The sequence below is a fragment of the Aquabacterium sp. genome (genome assembly GCF_029946005.1).
GTDB lineage: Bacteria > Pseudomonadota > Gammaproteobacteria > Burkholderiales > Burkholderiaceae_C > Aquabacterium.
This window is the reverse complement of the sequence record NZ_JAQSDR010000009.1, coordinates 65006-83055: the sequence shown is the minus strand read 5'-3', so window position 1 is coordinate 83055 and position 18050 is coordinate 65006. Positions and strand designations below refer to the sequence as shown.

Here is an 18050-nt window from a genome sequence, read left to right as displayed (position 1 = left end):
GATCACATCACCGCTTCGGCCGCGCCCCGGTTGGCCAGACCATCGGCGCGCTCATTGCCGGGGTCTCCGGCGTGGCCCTTCACCCAGCGCCAATCCACCTGGTGCTCGGCGGCGGCCAACTCCAGCTTTTGCCACAGGTCGGCGTTTTTAACCGGCTTGTTGTCAGCCGTTTTCCAGCCCTTGCGCTTCCACCCCATGATCCACTCCGTGATGCCCTTGCGCACGTACTGGCTGTCGGTGTAGATGATGACCGAGCAGCGCCGTTTGAGCGCCGTCAGGGCTTGGATCACCGCCATCAGCTCCATGCGGTTGTTGGTCGTCAAGGTTTCACCGCCCCACATCTCTTTTTGATGCTGACCGCTCACCATCCACACGCCCCAGCCGCCTGGCCCCGGGTTGCCTTTGCAAGCACCGTCGGTGTAGACCACCACGGGCTGTTCCGTCTCACTCATTCTGGTCCTTGTTGAAAATGGCTTTTCTATGCTGGCGGCTCGTCACGGCGGCAGGCGCCGCGGCCGTGTGTGGCACGCGCGCCTTACGCACCTTGCCCACCAACCGCATGCTTCGCGCCCGCTTCACAGCCACCACGAAGTACACGGCACCCAGCACCGGCCACCATCGGTCGCCCGCGCGGTCCATCCATTCAAGGCGATTCCACCATGTTTCACTGTTGATCATGGGGCGGTAGCAGCCGAAGCTGCCAGCCTCGACCTCCAGGTCGAGCAGGCGGAGCCAATCGCGCAAACGCCAGTAAGCGATGAACTCACCCTGCGGCAGCACCGTGGCCCGATCAATCCCCCAGGTGCCCATGCGTTGCCACACGCCCCACAGGCTGGCGGGGTTGAACCCGGCGATCACCACGCGCCCCTCGGGCACCAGCACGCGCTCCACCTCGCGCAAGGTGTGGTGGGGGTCGCGCGCCAGCTCCAAAGCGTGGGGCAACACCACCAGGTCCAGGCTATTGCTCGGAAACGGCAGCGCCTCGAAATCACAGCGCAAACTCAAAGGCGCCCCCTGCTCCAGCGTCACGGGGCCTTTCTCGGGGGGCGGGGTCCAGCCCTGGTAGGCTGTGTCCAGGGCCAACCAGCGATGGGGCATGCGGTTGGTGCGCAAACCATCCAGTTCCGGCAGGCCCAATTGCATGGCGTGAAAACCGAAAACGTCGGCCACCAGCCGATCGATCTGGCATTGCTCCCACTCCAGCAAAGCTTGGCCTGGCGCGAAGGCCAACCAGGGGTGCAACTCTATAATCGGCGCGACTTTAGTCATGAATCTGCTTGCCCTACCCGCCTTCACTGACAACTACATCTGGATGCTTCACGATGGCCAAAAAGCCCTCGTTGTGGATCCGGGAGACTCGACGCCTGTGCTGCAGGCCATGCAAAGCCTGGGCCTTGAACTGGCGCTCATTCTAGTGACCCATCGCCACCTGGACCATGTGGGCGGCCTGGCAGCCTTGCGGCCCCACCTGAAAGGCCCGGTCTATGGCCCCACCAACTCCGACATTGATGGCGTGGACATCAAGGTGGGCGAAGGCGTTTACATAGATTTTCAGGGCCTGAGGGTTGACGTGTGGGACACCCCCGGCCACACTGCGGACCACATCACCTATTTGGTGCGTTCCGACCTCACTCAACCCGGCCAGCCGCCCTTGCTGTTTTGCGGCGACACCCTTTTCAGCGCTGGATGCGGCCGTCTTTATGACGGCACGGCCGAACAACTGTTCCAGGCCGTGAGTCGATTCAGCACCCTGCCCGGCAACACCACCGTGTGCTGCACCCACGAATACACCCTGGATAACCTGCGTTTTGCCCGCGCTGTGGAACCGCACAACACCGACACTGTGGCCTACGAACTCGATTGCCTGAACTTGAGGCAACTTGGCAAACCGACTTTGCCGACCACGATCGCCACCGAGATGGCCATCAACCCATTCATGCGCTGCGCCCAACCTCAGGTGATCGCCAGCGCCCAGCAACACGGCGCGCAGGACAGCTCCGGCTCGGCGGTTTTCACCGCCCTGCGCCAATGGAAGAACAACTTCAAAGCATGAGCATCAAGCCCACCCTTCGCCCCATCGCCCTGTGCGCTGCATTGCTCAGCGCGCTGCTGTTCGCCGGCTGCTCCAGTCTGGACTTCACCACCAGCCAGTCCGACCAAGACGGTGCCAGCAAACTGGCCCGTGCCACCACGGCCTCTGCCATGGCCGCCGTGACGCCATCGGCTCCTACCGCCAAATCCCAGACCACGCAAGCTGACGCTTTGCAGGATGATGCCCGCGAAGCCGTTGGCACGCCCACCGACCCGCTGCGACCAGACACCACCTTGAACCTGGATGACGTGGCCGCCAACCAGGACTTGTGGGCCCGCGTTCGCCGTGGCTTCGGCCTGCCTGAACTGGACATCGCCTTGGTTGGCGACCACGAGCGCTGGTACAGCAGCCGCCCCGACTACGTGCAACGCATGACCGAGCGCTCCAGTCGCTACCTGTTCCACGTGCTCGAAGAAATCGAGCGCCGCCAGATGCCCACCGAGCTGGCCTTGCTGCCCTTCATCGAAAGCGCCTTCAACCCGCAGGCCCAATCTTCAGCCCGCGCCTCCGGCATCTGGCAATTCATGCCCGCCACCGGCAAAGACTTCAGGCTCAAGCAAAACGTGTTTCGCGATGACCGCCGCGACGTGCTGGCCTCCACCCGCGCCGCACTTGACTACCTGCAGCGCCTGAACCGCCAGTTCGGCGACTGGCATCTCGCCCTGGCCGCCTACAACTGGGGTGAAGGCAATGTGCAAAAGGCCATCAACCGCAACATCAAGGCTGGCCTGCCAACTGACTACCTCAGCCTGAACATGCCGGCCGAGACCCGCAACTACGTGCCCAAGCTGCACGCCGTGCGCAACATCGTGCAGCGCCCGGACAGCTTCGGCCTGATCCTGACGCCCATCGAGAACCACCCTTACTTCGTCAGCGTGCCCATCCAGCGTGACATGGACGTGTCCCTGGCCGCCAAACTGGCGGGCTTGTCCACCGATGCGTTCAAGGACCTCAACCCCTCGATGAACAAACCGGTGATCCTGGCCGCCGGCACGCCCCAGGTGCTTTTGCCCTACGACAACGCCAGCCAGTTCGTGCACAACCTCGGCCAGCACAAGGGCTTGCTGGCCACCTGGACCGCCTGGACCGTGCCGCGCACCATGCGCCCGGCCGAGGCCGCCAAGCAAGTCGGCATGAGCGAGGCCACGCTGCGCGACATCAACCGCATTCCACCCAAGATGCTGGTCAAGGTCGGCTCGACCCTGCTGGTGCCCCGCAGCCAACACCGCGAGCAAGACGTGTCTGAAACCGTGGCCGACAACGCCATGATGGCCCTGGCCCCCGACCTGCCCCCTTTGCGCCGCATGACTTTGCGCGCTGGCAAGGGTGATTCTGTGGCCAGCCTGGCTCGCCGCTACCGAGTGTCAGCAGAGCAGGTGGCCCAATGGAATCGCGTTTCGGCCTCGTCCAAGTTCAAACGTGGCCAGAGCGTGGTGGTCTATGTGCCTGCAGGCAAGAAGGTGCAGAAAAGCACCCGCACCCTGGCAAGGGCATCCAGCAAAGCCACGGTCAAGGTGGCCAGCGCATCCCGCACTGGCAACCGTGCCGTGAAGGGTCGCTCGACAACCAGCCGCGCCAGCCGAGTGCGGGTGGCCAGCGCTCGCTGACCTCCCCGCACATCAAACGTTTTCAGGCCGCCATCATCAGCAATGCGACGTTGGTGGCCAGGCCGGCGGTCCACACCAAGGTGCGCAGCGAACCCAGATTGGCCAGGTACATGGCCACATACACCAGTCGAATGCCGATGTAGGCCAGTGCCAGCATGTCGATGCGCGCCTGATCGGCCTGAGCCATCTGAGCAAAAAGCACTGCCGCCGCGAACAGCGGCAAACCTTCAAAGCCGTTGATCTGCGCGGCGTGGGCACGTTGGTGCCAACCTGACAACTTGCCCGCCCACTCGCGCGGATTGTTGTTGTCATAACCGCCATTGCGGCGACCCAGCTTGATCGTGGCGGCCTTGGCCATGCCCACGGTCAACACAGGCAGCATGAAAGCAGCCAAGACTGTCCATTTGGCAATCGTCATCAAAATCTCCTCGGTCTCTCGGACCCATGTCTGTTTGGAAATGCACACCCAGGGATCAACGTCGATCCATGAAGGCGTGCGCAATGGTACCCAGGTCTACATACTCCAACTCGCTGCCCACGGGAACACCTCTCGCCAGGCGCGTCACTTTTAAGCCACGCTGACGCAAAGCCTCGCCGATGACGTGGGCTGTGGCCTCGCCTTCGGCATTGAAATTGGTGGCCAGGATCACCTCAGTGACCAGCCCATCAACCGCGCGTTGCAGCAAGGCGGTCAGGCCAATGTCGTGCACACCGATGCCATCGAGCGGGCTGAGCCGCCCCAGCAACACAAAGTACAGGCCGTGGTAGCTGCCCGTGCGCTCGAAGGTGGCCTGGTCGGCCGGACTTTCAACCACGCACAGCAGGCTTTGGTCACGCGACTCGTCCTGGCACACGTCACACACAGGGGCACGGCTGAAAGTGTGGCAACGCTCGCAATGCCCGATCTCTTCGATGGACGCGGCCAGCGCTTGCGACAGTTTCATGGCCCCGACACGGTCATGCTGCAGCAGGTGAAACGCCATGCGCTGCGCCGACTTCTGCCCAACCCCGGGCAGGCAGCGCAGAGCATCGATCAGGACCTCTAAAGCCGGATCGGCCATGTTGTCGTCGCAGCGCTCAGAAAGGCAGCTTCATGCCGGGAGGCATGGGCATGCCAGCGGTCAGCTTGCCCATCTTCTCCTGCGAGGTGGCTTCAGCGCGGCGAACCGCGTCGTTGAAAGCGGCGGCCACCAGGTCTTCCAGCATGTCTTTGTCATCGGCCAGCAGGCTGGGATCGATGGTGACGCGCTTGACGTCGTTCTTGCAGGTCATCAGCACTTTGACCAAGCCAGCGCCAGATTGGCCTTCAACCTCGATCAAGCCCAGTTCGTCCTGGGCCTTCTTCAGGTTGTCCTGCATTTGCTGGGCTTGCTTCATCAAGCCGGCGAGTTGTCCTTTGAGCATGACGATTCCTTATCTTCTAACGCAAACCACGATTGTCGCCTGGAACATAGGCTTCAGACCGGGCGGATGGATCCGGCCACGATGCGCGCACCCGGATACCGGGCCAAGGCCGAGATCACCAGGGGATCGCGCTGGATCAGATCCTCGGCCGCGCGCTGGCGGCGTTCTCGGGCAGCCTGGTCGCGCTGAGCCGGGGTGTTCACCGCCGAGCCGCCTTCCAGTTCGATGGTGGCCGTGTGCTCCAGCAGCTGTGACAAGGCTTGGGCCAGGCGTTCGCGGTGCATGTCGCCTCGCAGGCTTTCACGCTCGACGCGCAAGCGCCAACGGCTGCCGTCGCCCTCTTCCATGGTGGCCACACACTGGGCCTGCATGGCCAACTCACGGACCAGAGCCGTGATGCTGTTGCGGGCGGCCATTTGCGCCACCAACTGCGCCCAGCGGTCGGCCAAAGGATCCTCCGGCAAGGCCGCAGCCACGACCAGCTGGACAGCAGGCGCAGGCGGTTCGGTCAAGGCTGGGGCTTCTGCGGGCGCCGAGTCCGGTTCTGCATTGCCCGCCTCGTAAGCCTGATCGGGCAAAACCTCCCACGGTGGAATGCCCTGAGACACCTGAGGCGCCCGCGCCGACATAGCCTTGGGCGTCACCGCCACCGGCTGAGTGGCGGGCGGCTCAATTGCCGCCCTGGCCGTTTGCACGACCGCCTGAACGGCCTCTTGCACTGCTGGCTCGGAGGCAGGCTTGTTGGCTGCCTCCGAGCCCTCAGCTTTTGGGCTGGGGGCAGCCCGGTCTCCCGCGTGTTGTTCGGTCTGCGCGGGCTTGAAAGCCAGCAAACGCAACAGCAGCATCAGCAGGCCGCTGTACTCATCCGGCGCCAAAGCCAGTTCGGCACGCCCTTGCAAGGCCAAGCTGTAAAACAACTGTGTTTCATCCGGCGCCAACATGCGGGCCAAGGCCTGCCACAAAGCCCCATCCGGATCAGAGGAATCCGCTGCCTGCGGCACCACCTGGATGACCGCCATGCGTTGCAAGGCCGTGGCCAACTCCTCCAAGGTGCCCGAGGCCGACAGCCCCAGTTCGCGCAAAGTATCGACTGCGGCCACCAGGCCGACGCCGTCACCGGCCGACACCGATTCAATGATCTTCTGAATGTGTTGCCGGTCCACAGCGCCCAGCATTTGCCGCACATTGGCCTCGAGCAAGCTGCCACCACCAAAGGCGATGGCCTGGTCGGTCAGCGACAAGGCATCGCGCATGGAGCCACGCGCTGCGCGGGCCAGCAAGCTGAGCGCCCCGGATTCAGCGCTGATCGCCTCGGAGGCCATCACCTGCTGCAAGTGATCCTGCACGGTCTGCATGGCCATCGGGCGCAAATTGAACTGCAGACAGCGCGACAGCACGGTCACCGGCACCTTCTGAGGATCGGTCGTGGCGAGCACGAACTTCAGGTAATCAGGCGGCTCCTCCAGCGTCTTCAACATGGCATTGAAGGCGTGGTTGGTCAGCATGTGCACTTCGTCGATCATGTAGACCTTGAAGCGCCCCACCACTGGCTTGTAAACCGACTGATCCAGCAATTGGGAGATCTCTTCAACACCGCGGTTGGACGCGGCATCCAGCTCGACGTAATCCACGAAGCGCCCCGAATCGATGTCGCGGCAAGGCTGGCATTGGCCGCAGGGACGCGCCGTGATGCCCCCCGTGCCATCCAACCCCACGCAATTGAGCGACTTGGCCAGGATGCGGGACACCGTGGTTTTACCCACACCCCGAGTTCCGGTGAACAAATACGCGTGGTGTAAACGCTGCTGGGTGAGCGCATTGCTCAAAGCCTGAACCACATGCCCCTGGCCAACCATGGCCTCGAAACTGTGGGGACGGTATTTACGGGCAAGAACCATTGAACTCATCGCGCGATTTTACGGGCCACCACGCGCGTTATTTCAACACTTTCAGGCCAGTTTGCAGCCCGATCGATACAAGTTGACGCCCATAGATCGTCAACACGCCCCTAAGATTTGGGACAGGCTATGCAATATTCACGCTACACCCTACAATTTAACGTTGGTGAATTCAAGCAACCTTTACTTACATGTCATCATGTCAGGTTGCCCACGCACCACCGGTTGACTCGTCTATTCCAGGCCCGGAAAAAACGAGTGCAGTCGCCGTATAACCTTTCTTGGGCCTGTTTTATGTCGTTTGAATCATTGGGGTTGGCCGAACCGTTGCTGAAAGCAATCGCCGAAGCCGGCTACACCATCCCAACACCCATCCAGGCACAGGCCATTCCGGCCGTGCTCAGTGGTGGTGACCTGCTGGCAGGCGCGCAAACCGGAACTGGCAAAACCGCCGGTTTCACCTTGCCCTTGCTGCACAAATTGGCCGTCAACCCGGCACCTCAAGGTGCCAAGCGCCACATCCGTGCGCTGATCCTGACCCCCACCCGCGAACTCGCGGCACAGGTCGAAGAAAGCGTGCGCGTGTATGGCAAGTACCTGCCGCTGCGCTCCATGGTCATGTTCGGCGGCGTCGGCATGAAGCCGCAGATCGACGCCTTGCGCCGTGGCGTTGACATCCTGGTCGCCACCCCCGGCCGCCTGCTTGATCACCATCAGCAAGGCACGCTGGACCTCGGCCACGTCGAGTACTTCGTGCTGGACGAGGCCGACCGCATGTTGGACATGGGCTTCATCCATGACATCCGCCGCGTGCTGGCCATCGTCCCCCCCAAGAAGCAAAGCCTGCTGTTCTCGGCCACCTTCTCAGACGAGATCAAGGCGCTGGCAGATCGCTTGCTCAACGCCCCGCAGATGATCGAAGTGGCCCGCCGCAACACGACGGCCGAGACCATCTCGCAAAAGATCCACCCGGTTGACCGCGATCAGAAGAAGGAGCTGCTGACGCACCTTATCAAGTCGCAGAACTGGCATCAAGTGCTGGTGTTCACGCGCATGAAACACGGCGCCAACCGCCTGGTCGAGTACCTGGAAAAGCAAGGCATCACCGCCATGGCCATCCATGGCAACAAGAGCCAAAGCGCCCGCACGCGCGCTTTGGCCGAGTTCAAGGCGGGTGACTTACAGGTGCTGGTGGCCACGGACATCGCGGCACGCGGCATCGATATTGATCAACTGCCTCACGTCATCAACTACGAGTTGCCCAATGTGGCCGAAGACTACGTGCACCGCATTGGCCGCACCGGTCGTGCTGGCGCTGAAGGCGAAGCGATCTCGTTGGTGTGTGTGGACGAAGAAGGCTTCCTGGCCGACATCGAGAAGCTGATTAAACGGCCCATCGCGCGTGAAGTGGTCCAGGGCTTCGAGCCAGACCCTAACGCCAAGGCCGAGCCCATTCAATTGGGTCGCCGCACCTTGCATGGTGCACCCGGCGGCGGTGGCCGTGGCGGAGCCAGTGGTGGTGGCCGACCTGGTGGTGGTGGTGGTGGTGGCGGCCGTGCTGCGCCCCGAAACAGCGGTTCACCCCGCGGTGGAGACTCACGGGGCAATGGTGACAAACGTGGTGGCGGCGGTGCTAATCGTGGTTCCGCTCCGGTTGCGCGTGATCGCACACGCTGACCCAGCAGCCTCTGGTTTGGACCACAAAAAACCCGGCATGGCCGGGTTTTTTGTTGGGCTCGACGAAAATTACTTCGAAGCAGCGGGCGCAGCAGCGGAAGCAGCTTCAGCCTTGTGAGCAGCCTTCTTCTTGGCGTGGTGCTTGACCTTCTTGGCAGGCTTGGAAGCAGCAGCCGAAGCTTCAGGAGCGGCAGCAGCAGGAGCTGCATCAGCGGCGAAAGCGCCCACGGCAAACATCGAAGCGATCAAAGCGGCGATCAGTTTCTTCATTAAAAACTCCAAATGATTTGAATAAGGTTGGTCTTCAGATTCAAAGGCCCGAATCTGTAGATGCTCAACGCGGGCGGAATTACCCCGGTTGACAGCCCCTCCTGAATTTTCAAAAAGTTTTTCTGAACACGCGTTATTCAAAACGCTGTTCGCGCAGCCATTTGGTGGCCACCCATTTCTCGCCCGTCAACACCGGAGCACCGCCATGGAGCGTTTGGGTCATCGGGTGAGGCAGGGCGTAACTGAAAAACACCGCATTGCCCGCCACTGCGCTGACCTGAAAACCAATGTCTGGAAATATGGTGGCGCCGCCGGAGGCTGGGGTGTTCAAGTAAGTGACCAAGGTGGCCACACGTTGCCCTCCCCGGCGCAAAACAGCCGGAGTGCCAGGTTGGCTGGGATCGAAGTAGTCGTAATGCGGTTTGTACTCGGCACCAGGGCCGTAGCGCAAGATCTGCAGCCCCTCACCGCGCTCCACAGGCCAATTCAACAAAGCGGCAATGCGCGCCTCGACACGCTGGCATAACTCGTTCTCCGCCCGTGCGAAGAACATGCCTTGGCTGGTGCGTGCCACGTTGATTTCACTGCCGCCTGTCGCGTTGACCACCGTTTCCGAACGGGCCAGCCGGGGCTGCGCCAGCTCGATCATCTCCTGGCACTCCTCGGCCGACAGCAGGCCGCCCAGCACCAGCACGCGGGGACGGGCCATGCTGGCCAACACGCTCACCTCGCGGTCATGCGCCCACACGGTCGTGCCGCCCTCACCTATCACCACCTCAGGCAACGGGCGACTCGCCTCGATCAAAGGCAAGGCTTGTTCTTTCAGCGTGTTCTCAAGCGCCGCCAGCGCGGTGTCGTCGCGCCATCCACTGGCCTTCATGGCGTTGAGCACCGACTCCACGCTGTGCCCCGCGGCAACCTGATCAATGATCCACTGCCGTAACTCGGGTGTGATGACCTGCTCTGGCATGTTGCCCTCTGTGGTCAGTCAGGATGCCAATCGACGCCTGAAGACCAGGCGGTCGGGCTCGGAGGCGTCTTCCGCGTAGCAGTAGCCTTCGGCAACGAAGCTGCGCAAATCCTTCAGGGTTTTGGCCCGGTGAACGATGGCATGACGGGCCATCAAACCCCTCGCACGCTTGGCGTGAAAACTGATGATCTTCCAGTTGCCGGACTTCCAATCCTCGAACACACAGTCCACCACACGCCCGGAGAGCGCCTTGCGTTTGACAGCCTTGAAATATTCCTGCGATGCCAAGTTGATGATGAGCTTGTCGGGCTGTTGAGCCAAACGTTCATTCAAATGCAGTGCCAAAGTGTCACCCCACCAGGCATACAAATCCTTGCCACGAGGGTTGGCCAGCTTGGTGCTCATTTCGAGCCGGTAAGGCTGCATCCAGTCCAAGGGCCGCAGCACCCCATACAGGCCACTCAACATGGCCACATGGTCTTGCGCCCAGTCCAGGTCCTCGCGCTTGAGGCTGGGGGCATCCAGCCCGCCATAGACGTCGCCATTGAAGGCAAGAACCGCCTGCTTGCTGTTCTTGGCGGTGAACCTGGGGCGCCAAGCCCCGAAGCGCGCCACATTGAGCGCCGCCAAAGCATCGCTCAAATCCATGAGGGAGGCAATTTGCTGGGGCGTGTAAGGACGTAGCACGTCAATCAGTTGCGCGGCCTCCTTGGCGAACACCGGCAAGGTGTGTTGGTCGGTGGTGGGGGCGGTCTCGAAATCGAGGCTTTTGGCGGGGGACAGCAGGATGAGCATGTGGGTGTAATTGGCGGGCATGAAACCCATGACTGAGGGCATGATAAAGCGCCGCAGATCACCGCCGCCCTAGAATACGGCCACCTCGTCCCCACATTGAGCCCATGGCCCTTTACAGCATCAAGGACAAGCGTCCGCAACCCCACCCCTCCGCCTACGTTGCCGAATCGGCCGACGTGATCGGCGAGGTGCACTTGGCCGAAGGCAGCAGCGTGTGGTCCCAGGCCACCTTGCGGGGCGATAACGAGCCCATCCGCATCGGCGCCCGTTCAAATGTCCAGGAATCATCCGTGCTGCACACCGACATCGGCTTTGCGCTGACAGTCGGCGCCGACGTGACGATCGGCCACCAGGTGATGCTGCACGGTTGCACCATCGGCGATGGCGCTCTGATAGGCATCCAGGCCGTGGTGCTCAATGGCGCGGTCATTGGCAAGAAATGCCTGGTGGGCGCTGGCGCCCTGGTCACCGAAGGCAAGGTTTTTGACACCGAAGGCATGCTGATACTGGGCAGCCCTGCCAAGGTCGTGCGGCCCCTGACCGAGATGGAACTGGCCCGCATGAGCATCGGCACCGCCATGTATGTGCAAAAAGCGGGCGAGTTCAAAACAGATCTGGTGCGCATTGACACCACCCAAGAATGAACGAGATGACGACGGAACTGCACAAATTTTTGTTCGAGGGCTTGCCCGTGCGCGGCATGCTGGTTCGCCTGACCGACGCCTGGCAGGAAGTGCTTCGACGCCGAGATCCCAGCGAAGCCTTTGAAGAGCCCGTGCGCCAGTTACTGGGCGAGATGGCTGCGGCTGGCGTGCTCATGCAAGCCAACATCAAGTTCAACGGGGCCGTGGTTCTGCAGATCTTTGGCGATGGGCCCGTGAAGGTGGCCGTGGCCGAGGTACAGCCCGACCTGGGTTTTCGCACCACGGCCAAGGTGGTAGGCGAGTTGCCATCGACTGACTCCGGTCACCTGCCCTTGGACGTGATGGTCAACGTGGGCGGCGAAGGCCGTTGCGCCATCACGCTCGACCCGCAAAACCGCATGCCCGGCCAGCAGCCCTACCAGGGTGTGGTGCCTTTGCATGGCGACCAGCGCGAGCCTTTGCTGCAACTGAGCGAAGTGCTGGAGCACTACATGCTGCAGTCCGAGCAGCTGGACACCAAACTGATCCTGGCGTCCAATGACAACATCGCGGCAGGCCTGCTGATCCAGCGCCTGCCCCTGCAAGGCGTGGGCAACTTGGCCGGTGGCCCACAACGACTGGACGAAGACGAGATCGGCCTGAACGAGGCGTACAACCGCATCGCCTACCTGGCCGCCACCCTGACGCGCGAAGAACTCTTGACCCTGGACGCCGACACCATCTTGCGCAGGCTCTTCTGGGAAGAGGACATCATCCGCTTCGACCCGATGAAGGGCCTGGAAGGGCCGCACTTCGCCTGCACCTGTTCACGCGAGCGGGTGTCCACCATGTTGCGCAACCTGGGCCGCGAAGAGGTTGAAAGCATCCTGACCGAGCAAGCCCAGATCGACGTGGGATGTGAGTTCTGCGGAGAGCATTACCGGTTTGATGCCGTGGATGCCGCCGAGTTGTTCACCGACACGACCGACCACCCTCCGGGCTCCACCAGCTTGCAATGATTGGCAGCAGCGTCAGGCGCGGGGCAGCCAGTGCTGCTCGCAGTCGCCGTCATCGCACCTCTCGCACACCCAGCGCCACCGGGGACGAACGGCATTTTCTTGAGCCCGCTGGGTAGCCGACAGCGACTGCCTGACCACGAGCAACGCCTGATCCAGGCGGTGCACGCCCTGCCCCGCCACCACTGAAAAAGGCAGCTCCGCGTTCAATAAGTGCTGTCGAATCAGATCGTCAACCGGTTCACGGACGTGAGCGCCATCCCGTTGCAGACCATCAGCCTGCCAAGGCAGGTCAAGGGCGGTCAACAAGGTGAGGTTGGCGAAAGCGTGGTCGATCAGTGCTTGCGCGTACAGGCTCTGGTCGTTGAACAAATGGTCGCTGTAGACCGCGGTCATCAAGGCGGTCGTGTCGGCCACCACCACGTCATGCGTTTGCGTCGACTGAACCAGGCGCTGGGTTTGATCCCTCGCGATGCCGACCTGTTCATGCGGGTATGGCGTGCGGCCACGGTCATCGCAAAACTCGCGCAGAACCTCCGGCACCATCGTCGCGTTCACACCCTCGGCCAGTAGGGCCTGGGTCAGACCGAAGGCCAGGGTGGTTTTGCCCGTGCTCTCCGCCCCCACGATGGCAATGACAATGCCCTGCTCAACCACGTTGGGCCATGGGCGCGACATGGCGCCGCCATTGCTGCCACCCAGCCACCGACAGCACCGCGAACAGGCCATACAGGATGACGGTGAGCCACAGGCCCTTTTGGCCGAACAGGACCATGCTCACGATATTGACCACCAACCAGGTCGACCAGTTCTCGATGTATTTGCGCCCCAGCAACCACTGTCCCAACAGGCTGGCGGCCGTAGGCAGAGCATCAAGGTAAGGCACGTCGGAGTCGGTGGCGTGGTCAAGCAGCCAACCCAGCAGCGGCCACATCAGCAATGTCGCGCCCAGCGCACACTGGCGACCGCGGCGGCCCAAGGCTTGCGGCCTCAGAGTCGCGTTGGATTGATCACGCCCCCACAACCACTGCCACCACCCCCAGCATGACAAGGCCACGAAAACCAATTGCAAGGTGGCCTCGCCATACAGCTTGTTGCGCGCGAACAGCACGCCATAGAGCAAGGAGCTGACGATGGCCAAGGGCCACCCCCAGGGATTGACGCGCAGGTTGAACAGCACCATGGCCAGGGACAACATGAAAGCCCAGACCTCCAACTGCGAGACGGGCACACCCCAGGCGGTGAACAGTGGCGCCAACCACGGATCAGCCCAGACAAACAGGTCGGACAGCGGCGCGTTGTTGAGCATCAAGGCGCGGCAGCGGAGGCCTCGCCAGCGGTGGCCGATGCCGAAGCTGGCGGCTGCTTGGTGGTGGTCAGCTGCACGTAAATCTCGTCAGGCTTGATCATGCCCAGTTCGGTGCGGGCTTTTTCTTCGACCATTTCCAAGCCCTCCTGCAGGTCGCGGACCTCCGCCAGCAACTGCTCGTTGACGGCCTGGGCCTGGTCGTTGAGCTTTTGTTGATGCTGCACCTGGGCTCGCAAAGACATGACGCGCGGAACACCACCTTTGCCAAACCAGAGTTCGGCATGCACCACGGCCAAAAGGGCCAGAAGGACGATGGTAGCGACGCGCATGGAACAGGATTATCAATCAGGATCGAATGCGAAACGAGGCCCGCAGGCCTCGTTTCTTGGGGATCAGCGCAGGTTGTAGAACGCGCTGCGGCCGGGGTAGACGGCCACGCCACCCAGGTCTTCTTCGATGCGCAGCAGTTGGTTGTACTTGCTGATGCGGTCGGAGCGGCTCATCGAACCGGTCTTGATCTGGCCGGCGTTCAAACCCACCGCGATGTCGGCGATGGTGTTGTCTTCGGTTTCACCCGAGCGGTGGCTGATGACGGCGGTGTAGCCCGCGCGCTTGGCCATCTCGATGGCGGCGAACGTTTCAGTCAGCGTGCCGATCTGGTTGATCTTGATCAGGATCGAGTTGGCGATGTTCTTGTCGATGCCTTCTTTCAGGATCTTGGTGTTGGTGACAAACAGGTCGTCGCCCACCAGCTGAACCTTCTTGCCCAGCACTTCGGTCAAGTGCTTCCAGCCAGCCCAGTCATTTTCGGCCATGGCATCTTCGATCGAGATGATGGGGTACTTGTCGCACCAGGTGGCCAAGATGCTAGTCCACTCTTCGGCGGTGAGGCTCAGGCCTTCGCCTTCGAGGTGGTACTTGCCGTCCTTGTAGAACTCGCTGCCAGCGCAGTCCAGGCCCAGGGCGATCTGTTCGCCGGCGATGAAGCCAGCCTTGTCGATGGCTTCCAGGATCAGCTGGATGGCGGCTTCATGGCTGGCCACATTAGGGGCGAAACCGCCCTCGTCACCCACGGCGGTACTCATGCCCTTGTCATGGATGATTTTCTTGAGCGCGTGGAAGACTTCGGCGCCGTAGCGGATGGCTTCCTTGAAGGTGGGCGCGCCCACCGGCAGGATCATGAATTCCTGGATGTCCAGGTTGTTGTTGGCGTGCGCGCCACCGTTGATGACGTTCATCATCGGCACAGGCAATTGCACGGCGCCCATGCCGCCAAAGTAGCGGTACAGGGGCAGGCCGGACTCTTCAGCGGCAGCGCGAGCCACGGCCATCGAGACCGCCAGCATGGCGTTGGCGCCCAGGCGGCCCTTGTTCTCAGTGCCGTCGAGGTCGATAAGGGTCTGATCCAGGAAGGCTTGCTCGGAAGCATCGAGGCCCAACACGGCTTCGGCGATTTCGGTGTTGATGTGTTCAACGGCCTTGAGCACGCCCTTGCCCAGGTAGCGGGACTTGTCGCCATCGCGCAATTCAATGGCTTCACGCGAACCGGTGGACGCGCCCGAAGGCACGGCGGCACGGCCCATGACGCCGCTTTCCAGCAGCACGTCGCATTCGACGGTGGGGTTTCCTCGGCTGTCGATGATTTCGCGGCCGATGATGTCAACGATGGCACTCATCCAGTGATCCTCAAAGCGGTTTGTTGTTGAAAATTTAAGAGACTGACCTGGTCAATTGAAATTGGTTTCCAGGAAGCCGTTCTTCTTGGTGATGCGATCCAGCTCGACCAAGGTGGCGAGCAAGGCCTTCATGTGCTTGAGCGGCACGGCGTTGGGGCCGTCGCTCATGGCATGGGCGGGATCCGGGTGGGTCTCCATGAACAGACCGGAGATGCCCACCGCCACGGCCGCGCGCGCCAGCACGGGGACGAATTCACGTTGGCCGCCAGAGCTGGTGCCCTGCCCGCCCGGCAACTGCACCGAGTGGGTCGCGTCGAACACGATTGGCGCGTTGGTTTCGCGCATGATGGCGAGCGAACGCATGTCGGACACGAGGTTGTTGTAGCCAAAGCTGACACCACGCTCGCAGGCCATGAACACGTCGTCGGGCAGGCCCTTTTCGCGCGCGGCGGCACGGGCCTTGTCGATGACGTTCTTCATGTCACCAGGGGCCAGAAACTGGCCCTTCTTGATGTTGGCGGGCTTGCCGCTCTGGGCCACAGCGCGTATGAAATCCGTCTGGCGGCTCAAAAACGCGGGCGTTTGCAGTACATCGACCACCGAGGCCACCAAAGGCACTTCGGCCTCGGTGTGCACGTCGGTCAGGATGGGCACGTTCAGTTCGCGCCTGACCTTGGCCAGGATCTCGAGGCCCTTTTCCATGCCCGGGCCACGGAAAGACGTGCCTGACGAGCGGTTGGCCTTGTCATAGCTAGACTTGAAGATGAAGGGCACGCCCAGCTCAAGGCAGATTTCCTTGAGGGCACCGGCCGTGTCCATCTGAAGCTGCTCGGACTCGACCACGCAAGGGCCAGCGATCAGGAAGAAGGGGTGGTCGAGGCCAACGTCGAATCCGCAAAGCTTCATGCCGTGCCTTTCTGGGCTTGATGGTGTTCCAACGCTGCCTTGATGTAGCCGATGAACAGCGGGTGGCCATCCCACGGGGTCGACTTGAACTCAGGGTGGAATTGCACGCCGACGTACCAGGGGTGAACCGACTTGGGCAACTCGACCATTTCAGTGAGTTTTTCGCGCTGGGTGATGGCGGAGATGACCAAGCCAGCCTCTTGCAGGCGATCGAGGTAACGCTCGTTGGCTTCGTAGCGGTGGCGGTGGCGCTCGGTCACGACGGGGCCGTAAATTTCGTGCGCGATGGTGCCGGGCTTGACGTCGGAGCTTTGCGCACCAAGGCGCATGGTGCCACCCAGATCGGACTGCGCATCGCGCTTTTGCACGGTGCCGTCGGCGTCCAGCCACTCATCGATCAAGGCGATGACGGGGTGCGGGCTTTCAGGGTCGAACTCGGTGCTGTTCGCACCCGTCAAGCCAGCCATGTGGCGCGCGTACTCAATCGTGGCCACCTGCATGCCAAGGCAGATGCCCAGGTAAGGGATGCGGTGTTCACGGGCGTATTGCGCCGCGATGATTTTGCCCTCAACACCGCGCTTGCCGAAGCCGCCAGGCACCAGGATGGCATCGTATTTGGCCAGGGTGTCGGCCGTTTCGGGCGTGAGCGTTTCGGAGTCCACGTACTCGATGTTGACGCGGGCATGGTTGTGGATGCCGGCGTGGCGCAGCGCCTCATTGAGGGATTTGTACGAGTCCGACAGGTCGGTGTACTTGCCGCACATGGCGATGGTGACGGCGCTCTTGGGGTGCTCGACTTCATGGACCAGCGTATCCCAGCGCGACAGGTCGGCAGGCTTGGTGCTCAGTTGCAGCTTGGCGCAGATGAGGTCATCCAGGCCCTGCTCGTGCAGCATGCGGGGCACCTTGTAGATGCTGTCGGCGTCCCACACCGAGATCACGCCAGATTCGGGCACGTTGGTGAAGAGCGAGATTTTCTCGGCTTCGTCCTTCGGGATGGCGCGGTCGGCACGGCACAGCAAGGCATCGGGTTGGATGCCGATTTCGCGCATCTTTTGCACGGTGTGCTGCGTGGGCTTGGTCTTCAACTCGCCAGCGGCGGCGATGAAGGGCACGTAGGTCAGGTGCACGAAAGCGGTGTTGCCAGGGCCCATTTTCAGGCTCATCTGGCGCACGGCTTCCAGGAAGGGCAAGGATTCGATGTCGCCGACGGTGCCGCCGATTTCGACGATGGCCACATCAACCGCGTCAGGCAGGCCAAAGCGTGCGCCCCTGCGGATGAAATCCTGAATCTCGTTGGTGATGTGGGGAATGACCTGGACGGTCTTGCCCAAGTACTCGCCGCGGCGCTCTTTTTCAAGGACGCTTTTGTAGATCTGGCCCGCAGAAAAACTGTTGCTGCGCCTCATCCGGCTGGTGATGAAACGCTCGTAGTGACCCAGGTCGAGGTCAGTTTCGGCCCCGTCATCGGTCACGAACACCTCGCCATGTTGAAACGGCGACATGGTGCCCGGGTCCACGTTGATGTACGGGTCGAGCTTTATGAGGGTCACGGAGAGGCCACGCGATTCGAGAATGGCGGCCAAAGAAGCGGCTGAGATGCCCTTGCCAAGCGAGGACACCACACCGCCCGTGACGAAGACAAACTTGGTCATTGCGCTGTAGCGTTGGCTCATTACGCCAAACGCTGCGGTGGTAAAGCGGCATTATAGGCGTATGCGAGATACCTCATACGCGAGGAAGGCGTCGGTTGCCTTGGGAATGCGGATCGCTTCGCAGACAATGGCTCCCTGATTTTTTCAACCGA

General features: G+C 61.9%; 20 protein-coding genes. 5 read left to right on the top strand and 15 right to left on the bottom strand.

The genetic code is table 11. The annotated features are described in order from the left end of the window. Positions 1-2: 2 nt before the first annotated feature. Together rnhA and PSV38_RS06875 are read right to left on the bottom strand one after the other, a co-directional pair. Positions 3-452, bottom strand: a complete 450-nt coding sequence (gene rnhA, locus PSV38_RS06880; RefSeq protein ID WP_300546136.1) for a ribonuclease HI — start codon at positions 450-452, stop codon at positions 3-5. After that, entirely contained in the window at positions 445-1269 is an 825-nt protein-coding gene (locus PSV38_RS06875) for a class I SAM-dependent methyltransferase (protein WP_300546135.1), read from the bottom strand. The genes rnhA and PSV38_RS06875 overlap by 8 nt, the downstream gene beginning before the upstream one ends. Here PSV38_RS06875 and gloB point away from each other — a divergent pair. After that, a complete protein-coding gene (gloB, locus tag PSV38_RS06870) occupies positions 1268-2053 on the top strand; it encodes a hydroxyacylglutathione hydrolase (RefSeq protein ID WP_300546134.1) in 786 nt (261 codons plus the stop codon). The two genes, PSV38_RS06875 and gloB, sit on opposite strands and share 2 nt — an antisense overlap. Further along, positions 2050-3699, top strand: a complete 1650-nt coding sequence (locus PSV38_RS06865) for a transglycosylase SLT domain-containing protein (protein WP_300546133.1) — start codon at positions 2050-2052, stop codon at positions 3697-3699. Before gloB ends, PSV38_RS06865 begins: the two co-directional genes overlap by 4 nt. Positions 3700-3721: 22 nt before the next feature. Here PSV38_RS06865 and PSV38_RS06860 read toward each other — a convergent pair whose 3' ends face one another. From PSV38_RS06860 to dnaX, 4 genes are read right to left on the bottom strand one after another with little or no spacing between them, the layout of a single operon-like run. Next, positions 3722-4117 (bottom strand): MAPEG family protein, encoded by a 396-nt coding sequence (locus PSV38_RS06860; protein ID WP_300546132.1) that lies wholly within the window; start codon positions 4115-4117, stop codon positions 3722-3724. 55 nt (positions 4118-4172) lie between these two features. Further along, positions 4173-4760, bottom strand: coding sequence for a recombination mediator RecR (gene recR, locus PSV38_RS06855; protein ID WP_300546131.1), 588 nt, complete (start codon positions 4758-4760; stop codon positions 4173-4175). Between the two features lie 16 nt (positions 4761-4776). Beyond that, positions 4777-5103: a YbaB/EbfC family nucleoid-associated protein gene (locus PSV38_RS06850; protein ID WP_230180824.1), complete on the bottom strand. Its 327-nt coding sequence runs from the start codon at positions 5101-5103 to the stop codon at positions 4777-4779. Positions 5104-5156: 53 nt separating this feature from the next. Further along, a complete protein-coding gene (gene dnaX, locus PSV38_RS06845) occupies positions 5157-7010 on the bottom strand; it encodes a DNA polymerase III subunit gamma/tau (RefSeq protein WP_300546130.1) in 1854 nt (617 codons plus the stop codon). A gap of 285 nt (positions 7011-7295) precedes the next feature. Here dnaX and PSV38_RS06840 point away from each other — a divergent pair, with 285 nt between their 5' ends. Further along, on the top strand, positions 7296-8678 hold the full coding sequence (locus PSV38_RS06840) for a DEAD/DEAH box helicase (RefSeq protein WP_300546129.1): 1383 nt from the start codon (positions 7296-7298) through the stop codon (positions 8676-8678). Between the two features lie 69 nt (positions 8679-8747). Here the strand turns inward: PSV38_RS06840 and PSV38_RS06835 are convergent, their stop codons facing one another. The 3 genes from PSV38_RS06835 to yaaA form a co-directional block, all read right to left on the bottom strand. Then, positions 8748-8948, bottom strand: a complete 201-nt coding sequence (locus tag PSV38_RS06835; protein WP_300546400.1) for a hypothetical protein — start codon at positions 8946-8948, stop codon at positions 8748-8750. 133 nt (positions 8949-9081) lie between these two features. Then, entirely contained in the window at positions 9082-9918 is an 837-nt protein-coding gene (locus tag PSV38_RS06830; RefSeq protein WP_300546128.1) for a 2OG-Fe(II) oxygenase, read from the bottom strand. Between the two features lie 18 nt (positions 9919-9936). Next, positions 9937-10713 carry a peroxide stress protein YaaA gene (gene yaaA / locus PSV38_RS06825; RefSeq protein ID WP_300546399.1) on the bottom strand — a complete coding sequence of 259 codons (777 nt, stop codon included), beginning with the start codon at positions 10711-10713 and terminating at the stop codon, positions 9937-9939. 104 nt (positions 10714-10817) lie between these two features. Between yaaA and PSV38_RS06820 the strand changes: the two genes are divergently transcribed. Together PSV38_RS06820 and PSV38_RS06815 are read left to right on the top strand one after the other, a co-directional pair. Further along, complete coding sequence (locus tag PSV38_RS06820) at positions 10818-11357, top strand: gamma carbonic anhydrase family protein (RefSeq protein WP_300546127.1); 540 nt, start codon at positions 10818-10820, stop codon at positions 11355-11357. Positions 11358-11362: 5 nt separating this feature from the next. Beyond that, a complete protein-coding gene (locus PSV38_RS06815; protein WP_300546126.1) occupies positions 11363-12355 on the top strand; it encodes an Hsp33 family molecular chaperone HslO in 993 nt (330 codons plus the stop codon). A 12-nt stretch (positions 12356-12367) separates the two neighbouring features. Here the strand turns inward: PSV38_RS06815 and PSV38_RS06810 are convergent, their stop codons facing one another. From PSV38_RS06810 to PSV38_RS06785, 6 genes are all read right to left on the bottom strand, one after another. Then, positions 12368-13030: an ATP-binding protein gene (locus PSV38_RS06810; RefSeq protein ID WP_300546125.1), complete on the bottom strand. Its 663-nt coding sequence runs from the start codon at positions 13028-13030 to the stop codon at positions 12368-12370. Beyond that, complete coding sequence (gene pnuC, locus PSV38_RS06805) at positions 13002-13661, bottom strand: nicotinamide riboside transporter PnuC (RefSeq protein ID WP_300546398.1); 660 nt, start codon at positions 13659-13661, stop codon at positions 13002-13004. Before pnuC ends, PSV38_RS06810 begins: the two co-directional genes overlap by 29 nt. Further along, the gene (ftsB, locus tag PSV38_RS06800) at positions 13661-13990 is read right to left on the bottom strand and encodes a cell division protein FtsB (protein WP_300546124.1); all 330 of its coding nucleotides are present in this window, start codon (positions 13988-13990) and stop codon (positions 13661-13663) included. Before ftsB ends, pnuC begins: the two co-directional genes overlap by 1 nt. Positions 13991-14053: 63 nt before the next feature. Next, positions 14054-15337, bottom strand: a complete 1284-nt coding sequence (gene eno / locus PSV38_RS06795) for a phosphopyruvate hydratase (protein WP_300546123.1) — start codon at positions 15335-15337, stop codon at positions 14054-14056. Positions 15338-15388: 51 nt separating this feature from the next. Next, positions 15389-16243: a 3-deoxy-8-phosphooctulonate synthase gene (gene kdsA, locus PSV38_RS06790; RefSeq protein WP_300546122.1), complete on the bottom strand. Its 855-nt coding sequence runs from the start codon at positions 16241-16243 to the stop codon at positions 15389-15391. Continuing rightward, entirely contained in the window at positions 16240-17898 is a 1659-nt protein-coding gene (locus PSV38_RS06785) for a CTP synthase (protein WP_300546121.1), read from the bottom strand. The genes kdsA and PSV38_RS06785 overlap by 4 nt, the downstream gene beginning before the upstream one ends. Between the last annotated feature and the right edge of the window lie 152 nt (positions 17899-18050).